This is a genomic window from Mesobacillus campisalis, from assembly GCF_000986785.1.
Lineage (GTDB): Bacteria > Bacillota > Bacilli > Bacillales > Cytobacillaceae > Mesobacillus_B > Mesobacillus_B campisalis.
This window is the reverse complement of the sequence record NZ_LAYY01000010.1, coordinates 128984-145184: the sequence shown is the minus strand read 5'-3', so window position 1 is coordinate 145184 and position 16201 is coordinate 128984. Positions and strand designations below refer to the sequence as shown.

Annotated in this window: 13 protein-coding genes; 10 read left to right on the top strand and 3 right to left on the bottom strand. The window is 48.6% G+C overall.

The genetic code is table 11. From position 1 onward, the window contains the following. The first annotated feature begins 127 nt into the window (after window positions 1-127). The 5 genes from WQ57_RS11275 to WQ57_RS11255 all read left to right on the top strand — a co-directional run bounded on the left by WQ57_RS11275 (window position 128) and on the right by WQ57_RS11255 (window position 6674). Window positions 128-1552, top strand: coding sequence for a S8 family peptidase (locus tag WQ57_RS11275; RefSeq protein WP_046523871.1), 1425 nt, complete (start codon window positions 128-130; stop codon window positions 1550-1552). A 137-nt stretch (window positions 1553-1689) separates the two neighbouring features. Then, complete coding sequence (locus WQ57_RS11270) at window positions 1690-2685, top strand: Gfo/Idh/MocA family protein (RefSeq protein ID WP_046523870.1); 996 nt, start codon at window positions 1690-1692, stop codon at window positions 2683-2685. Between the two features lie 102 nt (window positions 2686-2787). Further along, entirely contained in the window at window positions 2788-3633 is an 846-nt protein-coding gene (gene ypfJ, locus WQ57_RS11265) for a KPN_02809 family neutral zinc metallopeptidase (protein ID WP_046523869.1), read from the top strand. A 153-nt stretch (window positions 3634-3786) separates the two neighbouring features. Further along, window positions 3787-5340: a BCCT family transporter gene (locus WQ57_RS11260; RefSeq protein ID WP_046523868.1), complete on the top strand. Its 1554-nt coding sequence runs from the start codon at window positions 3787-3789 to the stop codon at window positions 5338-5340. Between the two features lie 167 nt (window positions 5341-5507). Next, window positions 5508-6674, top strand: a complete 1167-nt coding sequence (locus WQ57_RS11255; RefSeq protein WP_046523867.1) for a TraB/GumN family protein — start codon at window positions 5508-5510, stop codon at window positions 6672-6674. Between the two features lie 65 nt (window positions 6675-6739). Here WQ57_RS11255 and WQ57_RS11250 read toward each other — a convergent pair whose 3' ends face one another. Continuing rightward, window positions 6740-7459, bottom strand: coding sequence for a YebC/PmpR family DNA-binding transcriptional regulator (locus tag WQ57_RS11250; protein ID WP_046523866.1), 720 nt, complete (start codon window positions 7457-7459; stop codon window positions 6740-6742). Window positions 7460-7554: 95 nt separating this feature from the next. Further along, window positions 7555-8718, bottom strand: a complete 1164-nt coding sequence (locus tag WQ57_RS11245) for an MFS transporter (RefSeq protein WP_046523865.1) — start codon at window positions 8716-8718, stop codon at window positions 7555-7557. Between the two features lie 175 nt (window positions 8719-8893). Here WQ57_RS11245 and WQ57_RS11240 point away from each other — a divergent pair, with 175 nt between their 5' ends. The 3 genes from WQ57_RS11240 to WQ57_RS11230 all read left to right on the top strand — a co-directional run bounded on the left by WQ57_RS11240 (window position 8894) and on the right by WQ57_RS11230 (window position 11701). Next, entirely contained in the window at window positions 8894-9526 is a 633-nt protein-coding gene (locus WQ57_RS11240) for an FMN-dependent NADH-azoreductase (RefSeq protein WP_046523864.1), read from the top strand. Between the two features lie 383 nt (window positions 9527-9909). Continuing rightward, window positions 9910-11088 carry a ParM/StbA family protein gene (locus WQ57_RS11235; protein WP_046523863.1) on the top strand — a complete coding sequence of 393 codons (1179 nt, stop codon included), beginning with the start codon at window positions 9910-9912 and terminating at the stop codon, window positions 11086-11088. Between the two features lie 16 nt (window positions 11089-11104). Continuing rightward, the gene (locus WQ57_RS11230; RefSeq protein ID WP_046523862.1) at window positions 11105-11701 is read left to right on the top strand and encodes a hypothetical protein; all 597 of its coding nucleotides are present in this window, start codon (window positions 11105-11107) and stop codon (window positions 11699-11701) included. Window positions 11702-11767: 66 nt separating this feature from the next. Here WQ57_RS11230 and gdhA read toward each other — a convergent pair whose 3' ends face one another. After that, the gene (gdhA, locus tag WQ57_RS11225; RefSeq protein ID WP_046523861.1) at window positions 11768-13153 is read right to left on the bottom strand and encodes an NADP-specific glutamate dehydrogenase; all 1386 of its coding nucleotides are present in this window, start codon (window positions 13151-13153) and stop codon (window positions 11768-11770) included. A 494-nt stretch (window positions 13154-13647) separates the two neighbouring features. Here gdhA and codB point away from each other — a divergent pair, with 494 nt between their 5' ends. Together codB and WQ57_RS11215 are read left to right on the top strand one after the other, a co-directional pair. Beyond that, window positions 13648-14925, top strand: coding sequence for a cytosine permease (gene codB / locus WQ57_RS11220; protein WP_046523860.1), 1278 nt, complete (start codon window positions 13648-13650; stop codon window positions 14923-14925). Then, the gene (locus WQ57_RS11215; RefSeq protein WP_046523859.1) at window positions 14922-16190 is read left to right on the top strand and encodes a cytosine deaminase; all 1269 of its coding nucleotides are present in this window, start codon (window positions 14922-14924) and stop codon (window positions 16188-16190) included. The genes codB and WQ57_RS11215 overlap by 4 nt, the downstream gene beginning before the upstream one ends. The last annotated feature ends 11 nt before the right edge of the window (window positions 16191-16201 follow it).

Below are 16201 nucleotides of genomic sequence, written 5' to 3'. Positions count from 1 at the left end.
ATCCTTGTAGAATGCCGAGTTTATTTGGTGAACGAAACATAAAGGGTTTTTCATCCAAATGCCTAAATGGTAGGCAGAGGAAAACGCAGTACATTTTGCAAATAAAAGATTGTCAGGAGGCAGAAGGATGAAAAGGTTCTTTGCGATCATTTTTACTCTAATATTAACAGTTGGGTTGATACAGCCCGCTCTGGCAGCGCCAGTAAAACCACAGGATGAATACTATTCGGTGCTGTTTACGAAAAACAATATCCCGGCAAATTTCAGAAAGCAGGTAACTGCTCTTGGAGGGGCAGTGGTGGATGAGGTGCCTGAGATTGGCTTTGCCCAGGTGAAGGCTCCGCCGGCAGCTTTTCCCAAGCTGAAGCTCCTTTCAGGTGTGAGTGCTGCCAGCCCTTCCCTCTCATGGAGCCTCCCGGAGTCAAAGAGGATTCAAGCCAGCGGTGTGAATACAGGGGACGCAGCTTTGTGGGACCTGCAATGGGATATAAAACGGATCACCAATAATGGAAAAAGCTATGAGCTTGGAACAGGTTCTCATGATGTAGTCGTCGGAATCATCGACACAGGGATTGACCGTGACCATCCGGATTTAATTGGTAATCTGCTCCCGGGTTCAAAAAACTTTGTACCAAAAGGCGGGTTTGAGGGAAAAGAGCCGACAGAGACAGGTGACCCAAACGCCTTTGATGATACAAACGGCCACGGCAGCCATGTCGCCGGCTCGATTGCGGGCAACGGGGCCATGCTGGGAGTAGCGCCCGATACAGGAATCCGGGCCTATCGTGTCTTTGGGACAAGCTCTGCGGAATCAGCCTGGATCTTTGAGGCCATGATTGCAGCTGCTAATGACGGTGTAGATGTGATTTCCATGAGTCTCGGCGGGTTTGATGTGATCGGCCAAGCGTTTTATATTGACCTGGAAACAGGTGAAAAAATTCCGCTTGGAAATGATGTCGCCGACTTCACAGCCTATAAGCGTGTAGTGGATTATGTCACCAAAAAAGGCTCCCTTGTTGTTGCAGCTGCAGGAAATGACGCCATCAATGCTGCCAACAAACGTGAAGTAATGGATTACTTGAATGCCGAATATGGCGGGGATGGACTTTATTATGTTGGTGCGGGCTTCGAGGTGCCTGGAACGATTCCCGGCGTTGTGACGGTTTCTGCTACAGGCCCCAAGGATGTGCTCGCCAATTACTCCAATTACGGACCTGGCTTTATTGATATTGCTGCGGTCGGCGGCGATGCCAGACTGTACGACAAATATGCCATGGAAGGCAGGTTTGATGAATATATTGCCAAGCGGTTATATGAAACAGAATTCAATTTGAGCGCTAGCGAAGATAGCGGCTGGTACTGGTCGATCGGCACTTCCATGGCGACGCCAAAAGTATCCGCAGTGGCAGCCCTGTTGATCGATAAACACGGCAAGATGTCACCGGCCAAGCTTGAAGACCTTTTATATAAAAAAGGTGTGGACGGGGTAAAAGGGAAGGACAGTTCCTATTTTGGCAGCGGCCACCTGAATGCTCTAAAAGCGCTGCAATAAAGTCAGGTCTCCAGCGATTTAATACGCTGGAGCCTTTTTTTGCCTTCGCGGCAGGACCCAACTGGGAGAAAGAGACATTTGATGGTACTATTTAGAATAGGACAAAAAGTTACATAACCATTGAGAGGATGAACAAAATGGCAAAAGTCAGATGGGGGATTTTAAGCACAGCTAAGATTGCGCAAAAGGAGCTGATTCCGGCCATTCTCCGCGCTGAGAATGCCGAGGTGGCGGCCATTGCCAGCGGAAGCGGAAAGGCGGCTGAGGCGGCACGCAGCTTCAACATTCCAAAGGCATATGAAAGCTATGAGGAGCTGCTTCAGGATCCGGACATTGATGCTGTTTATATCCCGCTTCCAAACAGCCTTCATAAAAAATGGACCATCGAGGCCGCGAACCATGGCAAGCATGTGCTTTGCGAAAAGCCAGCATCATTGACGGCGGCTGAAACAAAGGAAATGGCTGATTTCTGCGATGAAAAAAATGTAAAGTTCATGGAAGCATTCATGTACCAGTTCCACCCGCAGCATGACCGGGTGCGGGAAATCATCCAGTCAGGCGAGATTGGCGAAGTGAAGCATATGCGGGCGAGCTTTTCTTTTTACCTGGGGCAGAGGGAAGGAAGCATTAAAACCGACCCGGAAAAAGGCGGAGGAAGCCTTTATGATGTCGGGTGCTACGGAATCCATGCCATCCGGAATGTGCTGCAGTCGGAACCCTCCGAAGTGGACGTGAAAGCTGAGATTGACCCGGACTATGGAGTGGATTTGTCGGCATTCGGTTATATGAAAATGCAGAATGGAGTTCATGCCTATTTTGACAGCAGCTTTGACATGGCGCACAGGGCGGAGTATGAAGTGATTGGCACGAAAGGGCAGATCAAGGTTCCGCGAGCCTTCCGCCCTGACCATTTCGAAGGCGGGGAAGGCCTTCTGATAATCCAGAGTGAAAGCGGCACAAGGGAGGAAAAAATCTACGGCGATATCTACAAGCTGGAGGTTGAACATATTTCCCAGGTGATAGTAGAGGGTGGCAAGCCCTCCTATACAGCGGAAAACGCGATTCTTAACATGCGGGTGATCGAAGCGTGCTATGAGTCGATGAAAAGCGGAAAAACAATCAAATTTGATTAGGGGAAAAGCGCGGCAAAGCTGGCCGCGCTTTTTTATATAGGCTAAGTCTCCTGAAATTTGGGTATATATCTATCACTAGATTCCCTGATAGGAGGAAAAGGCATGCAGTGGAAAGGCAGAAGAGGTAGTTCGAATGTGGAGGACCGCAGGGGAAGAGGAGGAGGCGGCTTACTCGCTGGCGGCGGCATTGGCGGAATCATCATGCTGCTGATTTTTATGTTCATGGGCGGTGACCCTGGCACAATGCTGAACAATATGGGAGGAGTCGGGACAGACCCTGCAGCCCCCTATGTCGAAACAGAAGAGGAAAAGGAACTCGCCGAATTTGTTTCGGTTGTCCTGGCGGATACGGAGGACGTCTGGACGGAAGTTTTCAGGCAGCATGGCATGGTGTATGAAAAGCCGACACTTGTTCTATATACGAATAGCGTACAATCTGCCTGCGGCACGCAAGGCTCCGCAGTAGGACCATTTTATTGTCCTGGCGACCAAAAGCTTTATATTGATTTAAGTTTCTATAAAGAATTGCAGCAGAAGTTCCAGGCCCCCGGCGATTTCGCGATGGCTTATGTGATTGCCCATGAAGTGGGGCATCATGTCCAGACTTTATTGGGAACGACCGAGAAGGTGATGCCGCTGCGGCAGAGGATGAGTGAGGAAGAATTCAACAAATACCTGGTCCGCTTTGAGCTTCAGGCTGACTATTATGCCGGAGTGTGGGCCCATCACGCCAAGGGAATGGACTTGCTTGAGGAAGGCGACCTTGAAGAAGCCCTGACGGCGGCAAGTGCCGTCGGAGATGATACCATCCAGCAGCGGGCCCGCGGCTATGTGGTTCCGGAAAGTTTTACGCACGGTACCTCCGAACAGAGGAAGAACTGGTTTTACCGGGGTTACCAATCCGGGAACCTTCAGGATGGGGACACGTTCAACAGCTGGGATTTATAACGGAGGGTTTTTCCTGCAGGCTGGGCCGGCCATATGCTGCATTGATGGACCGAAACCATGTCTCCTTGAATTCATCTATTCGGACACCGTGCAAAGGTTTGAAAACCGGGTGTGAGGGTACGAGTGAAAAAAATAATTGTTAGGAGAACTGCCATGGGAGATAAGATTCGGGGTAATACGGTATTTATAGTTTCAGCTGCTATCCTGCTGCTTCTTGTTATCCTCGGAGCAGCCATGCCAGCTAAGTTCGGGGAGATAGCAGGCAATTTGTACAGATATACAACGCAGAATTTTGGCTGGTTTTATTTGCTTTCCGTTTTTATTATGATTGTATTTTTAATTGGGCTGGCCATCAGCAAGTATGGGGCAATACGTTTGGGCGGAGATGGTGAACGTCCCCAGTTTTCCTTTTTTTCATGGATTGGGATGCTATTCTCGGCTGGTTTTGGCGCGGGCCTGGTTTTCTGGGGAGTTGCCGAGCCGATGAGCCATTTTTTCTCGACACCATTTGCCGGAGTGGAGGCCCAGTCTGTCCAGGCGGCGAGAGTGGCAATGGGGTATTCATTCTTCCACTGGGGAATCAGCCAATGGTCCGTGTTTGCGATTGCAGGCCTTGCAATTGGATTCCTGCAGTACCGCAAAAAGAAGGAGGGGCTTGTATCCACAGCCCTTGAGCCAATTACCGGAAAGAAACCTGGAGTAAAAAAAACAATTGATTCGCTGGCGGTCATTGCGACCGTAATGGGGATCGCCACTTCATTAGGTATGGGCGTCCTGCAAATGAATGGCGGCATTAATGCTGTTTTTGGGACAGGCAATTCAATCGGCATTCAAATGGCCATCATTTTGGTCATGTTTGCAGCCTACATGATTTCATCAAGCACTGGCCTCGAGAAGGGGATCAAATACTTGAGCAATCTTAATCTGGGCCTTGCCCTCGGATTGCTTGTATTTGTGTTTTTCGCGGGCCCGACCGTATTTATCCTTGAAACATTTACTTTGGCATTAGGAGATTATCTGACTCACTTTATTGAGTACAGCTTAAGAATGCAGCCTTATCATAACGGCAAATGGGTCCAGGAGTGGACCATCTTCTACTGGGCATGGGTTATTGCCTGGTCCCCGTTTGTTGGTGCTTTTGTTGCACGGGTTTCAAAAGGAAGAACCATCCGGGAATTTATTATCGGCGTAATGGTCATCCCGCCGCTGATTGCCTGCATTTGGGTTGCTGCTTTCGGCGGAACAGCATTATGGCATGATTTGAACGCTGGCGCCAATATTGCCGAAGCGGTAAATGCCGATTTGACATCCGCTTTGTTCCAGACATATGAATTCCTTCCGTTAAAAACATTATTATCGGTATTATCGATTCTGCTAATTTTTACTTTTCTGGTCACCTCTGCGGATTCGGCGACTTTCATCCTTGCCAGCATGACGATGAATGGAAGCCCGAACCCGCCGCTGTTTGCCAAAATGGTATGGGGAGCCCTGATGTCGGCGATTGCAGCCGTCCTTCTGTATGCCGGAGGATTGGAGGCCCTGCAGACAGCTTCACTGGTGGCGGCATTGCCGTTTACGGTGATTTTGCTCCTGATGATGTTCGCAATAGGCAAGCTGCTGCGCAAAGAACCGCTTCCAATCCGGAAAGCCGATTTGAGAAGGTTTCGCAGGCTGGAGGAAGCGGCGAAGAAACAGAAAACATCATGAAAAAGTGTCCCTTTTGGGGCACTTTCTTTTTGTATGGCAATAAACCAGGCAGCCTGGCCGTAATTTTTTTTAGGGCTGGTTGGGAATCCTGCTTCCAAAGTTGTCCCAAATGCCTCATAATTGAGATTATTAGTCATGATGCATAAGCTTAATAAAGGAAGGTAGCTATGTCGACAGATAACATTACAAGAATAGATTTGGATGGCAAAGAGATTATCCTGATTGGAACCGCACATGTGTCAAAGCGCAGTGCCGACGAGGTCAAGGAAGTCATTGAAGCAGAGCGGCCGGATGCGGTCTGCGTCGAGCTGGACGAGCAAAGGTACCAATCGATCATGGAAGGCAACAAGTGGAAGGAAATGGACATTTTCAAGGTCATCAAGGAAAAGAAGGCATCGCTGCTGCTGATGAACCTGGCCATTTCTTCGTTTCAAAAACGAATGGCCAAGGAATTGGGTGTAAACGCAGGCCAGGAGATGATACAGGGGATACAATCGGCCAAGGACGTTGGTGCCAGGCTGGTACTGGCCGACAGGAACATTCAGATTACGTTTTCGCGCATTTGGGGCGGAATCGGATTAAAAGGCAAGGCGATGCTCCTGTCCCAGATTATCCTGAGCATTTTCAACAAGGAAAGCATTTCCGAAGAAGAACTGGAAAAGATGAAATCACAGGATATGCTGAACTCGATGCTGAATGAATTTACCGAGCAGTTCCCCCGCCTGAAAAAACCACTGATCGATGAGCGTGACCAGTACCTTGCCCAGAAGATCAAAACGGCGCCGGGAAACAAAGTGGTAGCTGTGCTTGGGGCGGCCCATGTCCCCGGCATAAAAGAGGAAATCAAAAAGGACCATGACCTGGCGAAACTGAGGAGCATCCCGCCTAAGTCAAAGGCGCCAAAGCTGATTGGCTGGAGTATCCCCATCGCCATCCTAGCGATCATTGCTTATACTTTCTTTGCCAATCCGCAGGCAGGACTGCAGCAGACGATCAGTTGGGTCCTCTGGAACGGTTCGCTGTCGGCGATTGGAACGGCGCTGGCCCTGGCCCATCCGCTGGCGATCCTGACTTCCTTTGTGATGGCACCGATCACCTCGCTGAACCCGCTGCTGGCCGCAGGCTGGTTTGCCGGTTTCGTCCAGGCTTATTTCAGCCGTCCGAGCGTAAAGGACTTTGAATCGCTCAATGAGGATGTTTTCAGCGTAAAAGGATTTTGGCGAAACAAAGTCACCCGAGTGCTGCTCGTCATTGTACTGTCAAACCTTGGAAGCTCCCTGGGGACATTCATCGGTGGTGCCGATGTTATCCGTCTGTTCTTCCAGAACCTATAAATTATAAAAAGCCAGCCTGTCTCACTTCAACAGGCTGGCTTATTTGTGTATATAAGGAAGTTTTATTATTCTCCCAAATCAACGTTATGGTACACCTGTCGCACGTCTTCCAGGTCTTCCAGAGCGTCAATCAGTTTCTCAAATTTGGCCTGGCCGTCTTCCGGCAGGGTCACTTCATTTTGGGCAAGCATTGTCAGTTCAGCAACTGTGAATTCGGTGATTCCGGCATTTTTGAATGCTTCCTGGACAGCATGGAACTGGTCCGGGTCGGCATAGACGATGACAGAATCGTCTTCTTCAAGGATGTCGCGGGCATCAACGTCCGCTTCCATCAGGATTTCAAGCACTTCATCGGCACTTTTCCCTTCCATCCCGATAACAGCCGTTGCATCAAACATGTAGGCCACAGAGCCAGAGACGCCCATGTTACCGCCATTTTTACCGAATGCGGCACGCACGTCGGAGGCAGTGCGGTTGACGTTATTGGTAAGGGCATCGACAATCAGCATCGATCCATTTGGCCCAAAGCCTTCATAGCGAAGCTCGTCATAGGTTTCATCGGAGCCGCCTTTGGCTTTTTCAATCGCACGGTCAATGATATGCTTAGGGACATTGTAGGTTTTCGCTTTTTCAAGAACAAACTTCAAGGCCTGGTTCAGATCCGGGTCAGGTTCGCCCTGTTTTGCCACTACATAGATTTCACGCCCGAATTTAGCATAAATACGGCTTGTATTGGCATCCTTGGATGCTTTTTTTTCTTTAATATTATTCCATTTACGGCCCATTATGAACACTCGCTTTCAGCTTTATATGAAGATGCTTGTTTTTTTTTACTAAAATATTTTATACCCGCAAGAAGGATCCCGCAAGCCCCCTTTGATCAGGATGCCTGGGACTTTGGCGATTTCATCCGGGCAGCATAGATCCGGTAAAGCACAAATGCAAGAACAGAAACCAGGATGCCCGAGATATAAGGCAGTCCGATGGCAAGCGAGAACAGCAGTCCGCCCAGGGGAGGGCCAAGGATCCTGCCAAGCGAGTCAAAGGAGGACAGCAGTCCGGTGGTGCTGCCATGGCCCGCTGTGGACGTTTTGGTCAGTAGCGATGACACACTTGGGCGGATCAGTCCGTTTCCGACGCCGAAAATAGTCAAAAAGATAGCAGCCGTCACAAAGCCGTCAATCAGCAGGATGAGTCCGAAGCCAATGCCGGAAACAACGATACCAAGCTGTATGACAAAACCCTCGCCGTACTTCCGTGTCATTTTGCCGACAAGCCCGCCCTGGACGATGGCTCCCCCAAGCCCCATAATCATGAAAATATATCCCAGCTGCACGGTTCCAAGGCCTGCTTTTTCCGCGGCAAAATAAGCAAATGTAGCTTCGAGGCCTGCCAGGGAGAAGGTCACGAAGAAGCTAAGGAAATACAGGATGGAAACGGGCCCCTTAGGCAGCATTCCCCGTTTTTTTACCTGGGTGCTGCGCTGTTCGGGGCTGGTGGACTCTTTCAGGACAAACAGGACAAACAAAAGGGTGATCAATGATAAAACTCCGGCAACGTAAAACGGAATCGCCAGGTTGCCCTGTGAAAAAACCCCTCCAATGGCCGGACCGAAAATGAATCCAAGGCCAACGGCTGCCCCAATGATTCCCATGCCTTTTCCGCGGTCTTCATCCGAGGTGATGTCCGCCACATAGGCCATGACAGTCGGCATATTGGCCGCAGATAAAACCCCGCCGATGACTCTTGCCGCGAAAAGCATCCAAAGCTGGGTGGACAGGGCCAGCAAAAAGAATGAAAGGGCGAGACCGGAAATTCCAATCATAATGACAGGCTTCCGGCCAATCCGGTCGGAGACCCGGCCCCAGAATGGCGAGAATAGCAGCTGCATTAATGAGTATACTGCCATGAGCAGCCCAAGCTGCATGGGCGTCGCGCCAAGCTGTTCGGCATAGAAAGGCATGACAGGGATGATGATACCGAACCCGACCATTACAAGGAACATGACAGCAAATAAAATAGGCAAGGCTTTCTTTTTATTCAAAAAAGTTCACTCCAGTTTTCCAGCAAATAATCTTAAAAAGCATGTCCACCTAATTATACACTTTTCCTGGAAATTTGAATAAAGTGAAATAATCTTATTGGTTGACTTATATGATATTCCCATATATTATTAATTCGAGATAAATTATTTCGAGATAAAAGGAGAGTTTTATATAATGAATGTATTGGTTGTAAAAGCAAATAACCGTCCAGCTTCAGATGCGGTATCAAGCAAAATGTATGAAACGTTTATGGAGAACCTGGAGGGTGTCAACGTCACGACGTTTGATGTTTTTGCGGAAGACATGCCATACTTTGGACAGGATTTATTTAATGCTTTTGGCAAAATGGGCTCTGGCGAAGAACTAACGGATGTTGAACAGCGTATTGTAGCTGCCAAACAAAAGGCAAAGGATGTCCTGTCTGCAGCGGATATTGTAGTGTTTGCTTTCCCATTGTGGAACCTGACAATCCCTGCGAAATTACAGACATTTATTGACTATGTATACGAAGCAGGATATTCTTTCAAATACGATGAAAATGGCCAGGCTGTTCAATTATTGACAGACAAAAAGGCTGTGATCCTCAGCGCGCGCGGAGGCATCTATTCCACTCCTCAAGCAGCACCAATGGAAATGGCTGCTACTTATGTGAAAAACGTAGTAGGTGGAGTATTCGGAATGGAAATCATGGATGAAGTCATTATTGAAGGCCACAACGCCATGCCGGACCAGGCCCAAAGCATTATTGCTGAAGGATTGGAAAAGGTAGCTGCGGCAGCGAAAAAATTATCAGCCGTAACCGTTTAATGGATAGCAAATAAGATGGGGTTACCATAGGAGCAGAGTCAAATTTGACTTTGCTCCTTTTTTTATCCTTTTTTAAAATGTGTGATTCTAATCCTTGGGAGAGGGGAGGGAGATAATGGTAAAAAATGATAGTTTGCAAGAATGTAAACAAAGATGTATACATGTAAACAAAATGAAAACATTGTGTACGCAAAGTTGTATACATGTTTACAAAACTGTACACATATTGATATAAAGGGATGTGTACAAATTGGTAAACTTGTATACAAAAATAGGTGATTTGTATACGTTTTTGAATACAACTAAAGTAGCATTGACGTTTGAGAAATATTGCTATAACCTGTAAATACTAGATTTTATTTATAGTTGAAAGGAATGATTGTATGAGCAGAATTTGTGCAATTGATGTAGGAAATGACTCCGTAAAGGCCCTTTTTGGAAAACTAGATTACGAGCTTTACATACCAAATGTGATTGCCAGGGATACAGAAGATAGACCGGTTATCGGAATTGAGGAGCTAAATGAAAAGGATCCATTGGAAGGAATCCATATCAGGCTCCACTCCCCTGCTTTAAAAGAGAATAATGTAATTTACCGGGTTGGAAGCCTGGCAACCAAAAGCGACCATGCAAGCGAGCTTGACCCAGGCAGCAGCAAGTCGGAAGAAGATCAAACACTCGTAATGCTGTTCGCTACACTTGCATTGGATGCGGTAAGGGGAGAGAATTCTTCCATTTTCAAACGCAACAACAATGTGATTGATGCGAACTATACTTTGGGGACAGGCCTGCCCCTTCGCGAAGTAAAAGAAGGCAAGGATGTAGGCTACCGCTCCCAGCTGCTTGGTTCCGTGCACCAGGTGGAGTTCCTTGTAACACCTAGGTACCAGGGACTCAAGGTCAACATCCGTTTTGACCAGGTCAAAGTCTATCCAGAAGGATTTGCTGCTTATATCAACCTTGTAATGGACAATGATCTGAATATTATTAATAGGGACCTGATCGACAAGAACATCCTGATTCAGGATATCGGCGGGCTTTCAACTGATATCGCCGTCATCAAGAACCGCAATGTGGATGATGACAAGGCTCAGGGCTTCAATTTGGGCGTTTCCGAGGCGCTTGAGGCGATCAGGGAAGAAATCCGTTCCAAACATGGTGTGGAGCTGGACAGCCGCCGCGATGTGGTTGACATCATCACCCGCAAGAACGACCGCAACCATATCAGGGTAAAAGGAAGCCGTACAAGCGTCCATGACATCACGGACAGGATCCTGGTGGAACTGGCGAAGAGACAGTACCGCCACCTGCGCAATGTCTGGCAGAAGAACTCCCAGACGGAAATCTGCTATTTTGTCGGCGGCGGAGCCATGGTACTGAAAGAATACATCAAGACGCTCAACAACAACCTTGATGGCTATAATATCGAGTTCTTCGAGGACGAGAAGGAAAGCATCTGGATGATGGCCAATGCGTACTACAAGCTGATCTCCGACTTTGTCCGCAAGAGCGAGAAAGCTAAACCAGCGAAAGAGGCAGCCAAGCAGCCAGCTCAAAAGTAGATTATAGGGTGATTTCATGGAGAAAAAGGGAATGACTCGCATACAGAGGGGCCAGGCGATCACCTTCCGCCTCCCCTCCGATACCCCTGACCACATTCTTAGACAGCTTCAAAAGCTGAAGGAAACGGAGAAGCGCAATTTTTCCAGTAAAATTGCGGAATTTGCGCTGGAAGGCGTTGGGAACTCGCTGGCGAGGGAAAAGGAAACCCTCACCATACCGCTGCCCAAGCAATTAAGCAAAGAGCAGCGCAACTGGTTGAAACATTCCCACTCCGAGGCGATGCTGGGGACGATTGTCTATCAGTTACTTTCAGATCCGGTGAGGGCATCAGCCATTCTGGCGACTCTTAACAGCAAGGCGCTCGATATTGATGAGGCCTTGTTCCTCCAGGAGGAAGTGCAGGGTGCCGTTCCCCTTCCGGAACCAGTGGGTGAAGAGGAAGCGGCGGATCCACTGAAAATGGAAGAGGATCCTGCGGGCTTTGAAGACGACCTGATGGATTTCGACTGGGAAAAGGCAAGGCAGGAGCAAGCCTTCTCCGAGGAAGAGGCTGAAGAGGAAGAGAGCGCCGATGATCTCCTTGGCGGCTTCCTGGCCAACATGAATAAATGAGCATGAAAAAAAGCAGACAGCCGATGCTGTCTGCTTTTTCGCATTATAGGAAGGTAAGGAGGAAGGTTAAATGACTCCCTGGGCAATCATTGCATCTGCAACTTTCGTGAAGCCGGCGATATTGGCGCCAACTACGAGGTTGTCATGATAGCCAAATTCATCTGCGGCTTTTACGCTGTTGCGATAAATGTTCTTCATAATCATCTGTAATTTTTCATCCACTTCTTCAAAGCTCCAGGACAGCCTCATGCTATTTTGAGACATCTCAAGCGCAGATACCGCCACTCCGCCAGCATTGGCTGCCTTTGCCGGTCCAAACAGAACCTTGTTTTCAAGGAAGAGGTCAATGGCTTCCAATGTGGAAGGCATGTTCGCGCCTTCTCCAATTGCTTTCACGCCATTGTCGATAAGGATCTGGGCATACACTTCGTCGATTTCATTTTGGGTTGCACATGGAAGCGCAATGTCGCATGGAATGCTCCAGATGCCCGTGGAACCTTCGACATATTCAGCTTCAGGATGGAAGTTAACATACTCGCTGATTCGCTTTCTTTCCACTTCTTTCAGGCGCTTGACGGTCTCAAGCTGAATGCCGTTCTTGTCGTAAATATATCCATTGGAGTCGCTGCAGGCGACAACCTTGGCGCCAAGCTGTGTTGCTTTTTCGATTGCGTAGATGGACACATTTCCGGAGCCGGAAACGACAACGGTGCTGTCCTTGAAGCCCATGCCTTTGTCGGCAAGCATTTCTTCTACAAAGTAGACCGTTCCGTAGCCTGTTGCTTCCGGACGGGCAGGGCTTCCGCCATAGATTGGCGCCTTTCCTGTCAAAATGCCGGCTTCGTAGCCGCCGCGGATTCTTTTATACTGGCCGAACAGGTAGCCAATTTCCCTTGCCCCGACACCGATATCGCCGGCTGGCACATCGATATCCTGGCCGATATGGCGATACAGCTCCGTCATGAAGCTTTGCGTAAAGCGCATCACTTCACCGTCGGACTTTCCTTTAGGATCAAAGTCGGAACCGCCTTTGCCGCCGCCGATTGGAAGGCCGGTCAGGGAGTTCTTGAAAATCTGTTCGAATCCAAGGAATTTGATGATGCTGGCATTTACGGATGGATGGAAGCGAAGGCCGCCTTTGTAAGGTCCGATTGCACTGTTGAACTGTACGCGGAATCCGCGGTTTACCTGGACTTTGCCCTGGTCATCGACCCAAGGGACGCGGAAAGTGATCAAGCGTTCAGGCTCGGCCATTCTCTCGAGGATATTGTGTTCAATATACTTTGGGTACTTAGCGAAAATCGGGATGAGGGAATCGAATATTTCCTTAACTGCCTGGTGGAATTCGAACTCATTCGGATTGCGTCTCTTGACGGCCTCGAATACCTGGTTTACATAGGCTTCAGCTGTTTGCCATTCTGCTGTTACTATTTCGTTTGATGTCAATGCCATATATTTTCCTCCTTGTATTTGTATGTATAGAAATGAAATTTTTATCAGAAAATTACAGTTATTTTCAACAAAATCAATTTTATATTTTAATATTAATCAAAGCAATCTTAAAAATAGATGGAAACAATCTTGATTCGAGATGATTAATTGATTTAGATAAAAATATCCGTTTTTTAAAATGGTTTATACCCACCTTATGCCGGAATTATTCGGGAAATTTTTACAGTTAAAAGGAAAGGAATTGATTGTTGACAAAAAACATCTTTCCTGAAATAATGATGTTAATTTAACACTGGTACCTTTAAATTCAGTCCTGTGAGGCTGACAAGGACAGCGGAAGTTGGAAAAGGGGAGGGCTCTCCATAGCCTTCTTCCTTATCCTGTGCAAAAAGCTGCTTGTCGAATCCGGCAAGCAGCTTTTTTTATGCCGATTCCCAATATGTCTGCGAAGGTTTTCTTCGGTACCAGGACATTTAACTCGAGGAGGAATTGGTATGAACAAGAATAAGATGGATGTTGATTTCCCGTTAGGTGCGGTGCCGGCTTCGCATCGCCGGGGATTTTGGAAGATGTTTGTGGTCATGCTTGGATTGACTTTCTTTTCGGCCAGCATGCTTTCCGGAGGGACGCTGGGCATGGGGCTTTCCATGAAGGAATTCATTTGGATTGTGCTGGCGGGGAACCTTATGCTTGGGGCCTATACGGGAACACTTGCTTATATATCGGCAAAAACTGGCCTTTCTACGCATTTGCTTGCTCGCTATGCTTTTGGTGAAAAAGGAGCCTATCTGTCTTCCTTCCTATTAAGCGCTACGCAGATTGGCTGGTTTGGCGTCGGAGTTGCGATGTTTGCGGTGCCGGTTCAGAAAGTGACCGGTCTTGACACTTATCTTGTAATTGGGATTGCCGGCTTGCTAATGACAGGAACAGCCTTTTTTGGAATGAAGGCACTGACCATCCTGAGCTTTATCGCAGTACCCGCGATTGCGGCATTGGGAGGCTTCTCGGCAGTCACAGCGGTTGGCGACATGGGCGGCATCCAGGAGCTGATGAGCTATCAGCCAGCCGAATCCATTGGCCTCGCAGCGGCACTGACCATCTGTGTCGGTTCTTTTATAAGTGCGGGTACGCTGACGCCGGACTTTACCCGCTTTGCGAAAACCAAAAAAACAGCTGTCTCGACAACAGTCCTGGCTTTCTTCATCGGAAATTCACTCATGTTTCTCTTCGGAGCCATCGGTGCAATTGGGACAGGACAGTCTGACATTTCGGAAGTGATGTTCCTGCAAGGGCTGATTCTTCCTGCCATTGTTGTTCTGGGACTGAATATCTGGACAACCAACGATAATGCTCTGTATGCATCAGGGCTTGGCCTTTCCAGCATCACGAAAATCAAAAAGAGCAAGGTGGTCATCTTTAATGGTCTTGTTGGCACCATTTTGGCGATGTGGCTGTATAACAACTTCGTCGGCTTCCTGACGGTGCTTGGAGCAGCCTTGCCGCCGATTGGCGCGATCATCGTAGCGGATTATTTTATCCTGAACAGGGGCAAGTACAAGCCTTTCGAGAAGATGGCGTTCAAATCGGTGAATTGGAGTGCCCTGGCAGCCTGGGGAGCGGGTGTTGCTCTGGCGCAATTCCTGCCAGGCATCGCGCCATTGAACGGGCTGATCGGTTCAGCACTGGTATATGTAGTGCTTTCCCAGCTGGCAAAACAGTTCCAGGCATCAAAAGCACCATCAATTGAATTGGAGAAGGTGAGACAAGCATGATTATCAAAAACGCAAAGCTGAGAAACAGGGAAGGCCTTTGGCAGATCCTGATAGAGGCAGGAAAATTTTCAAAAATCGAGCGGGAAGTCCATGATGGCGGCGGTCATGAAGTGATCGATGCAGGTGGCAGCCTTGTGCTGCCTCCGTTCATCGAGCCGCATATCCACCTGGATACAACCTTGACGGCAGGCGAGCCGAAATGGAATGAGAGCGGCACCCTGGTCGAGGGAATCCAGACATGGGCGGAACGCAAGAAGACCCTTTCCGTCGAGGATGTGAAAACACGGGCGAAAACGGCCCTGAAATGGCAGGTAGCCCAGGGCATCCAGCATGTGAGGACACATGTTGATGTAACGGATCCAGGCTTGACGGCTTTGAAAGCGATGCTCGAGGTAAAAGAGGAAATGGCGCGCTATGTGGATTTGCAGCTGGTTGCGTTTCCGCAGGATGGCATCCTAAGCTTCCCTAATGGAGAAGAGCTCCTTGAAGAGGCCTTAAAGATGGGCGCGGACGTTGTCGGCGGCATCCCGCATTACGAGTTTACAAGGGAGTATGGTGTCCAATCACTGGAAAAGGCTTTCCGCCTCGCGGAAAAATATGATGTTCTCGTTGATATCCATTGTGATGAAATTGATGACGAGCAATCGCGTTTTGTTGAGGTCGTGGCCGCGGAAGCCCTTCGCCTGGGCATGGGAAGCCGAGTGACAGCAAGCCATACAACGGCTATGGGATCGTATAATGACGCGTATGCCTTTAAGCTGTTCAGGCTGTTAAAAATGTCGGATATCAACTTTGTGGCCAACCCCCTGGTGAACATCCACCTTCAGGGGAGGTTCGATACGTATCCGAAGCGCCGCGGGCTGACCCGTGTGAAAGAGCTCAATGAGGCAGGCATCAATGTATCCTTTGGTCATGACGATATCTTTGACCCATGGTATCCGCTTGGTACAGGAAACATGCTGCAGGTGCTTCATATGGGCATCCACGTATCGCAGCTGATGGGCTATGACCAGATTGTTGACAGCATAGATTTTATCACTGAAAACAGCGCAAAGACGCTCGATATTACCGACCGCTACGGAATTCAGGAAGGTAAGCCGGCGAACCTGATCATCCTGAATGCGGAGAATGAGTATGAAGCAATCCGCAAGCAGGCTTCCGTAAGGTATTCAGTCCGTAGCGGCAAAGTGATCGCCGAAACGAAGCCAGCCGAGACAAGCGTAAGGTTTGGGGACGAAGCGGAGATTGTGACGTTTAATAAATAGACAAAAGGACC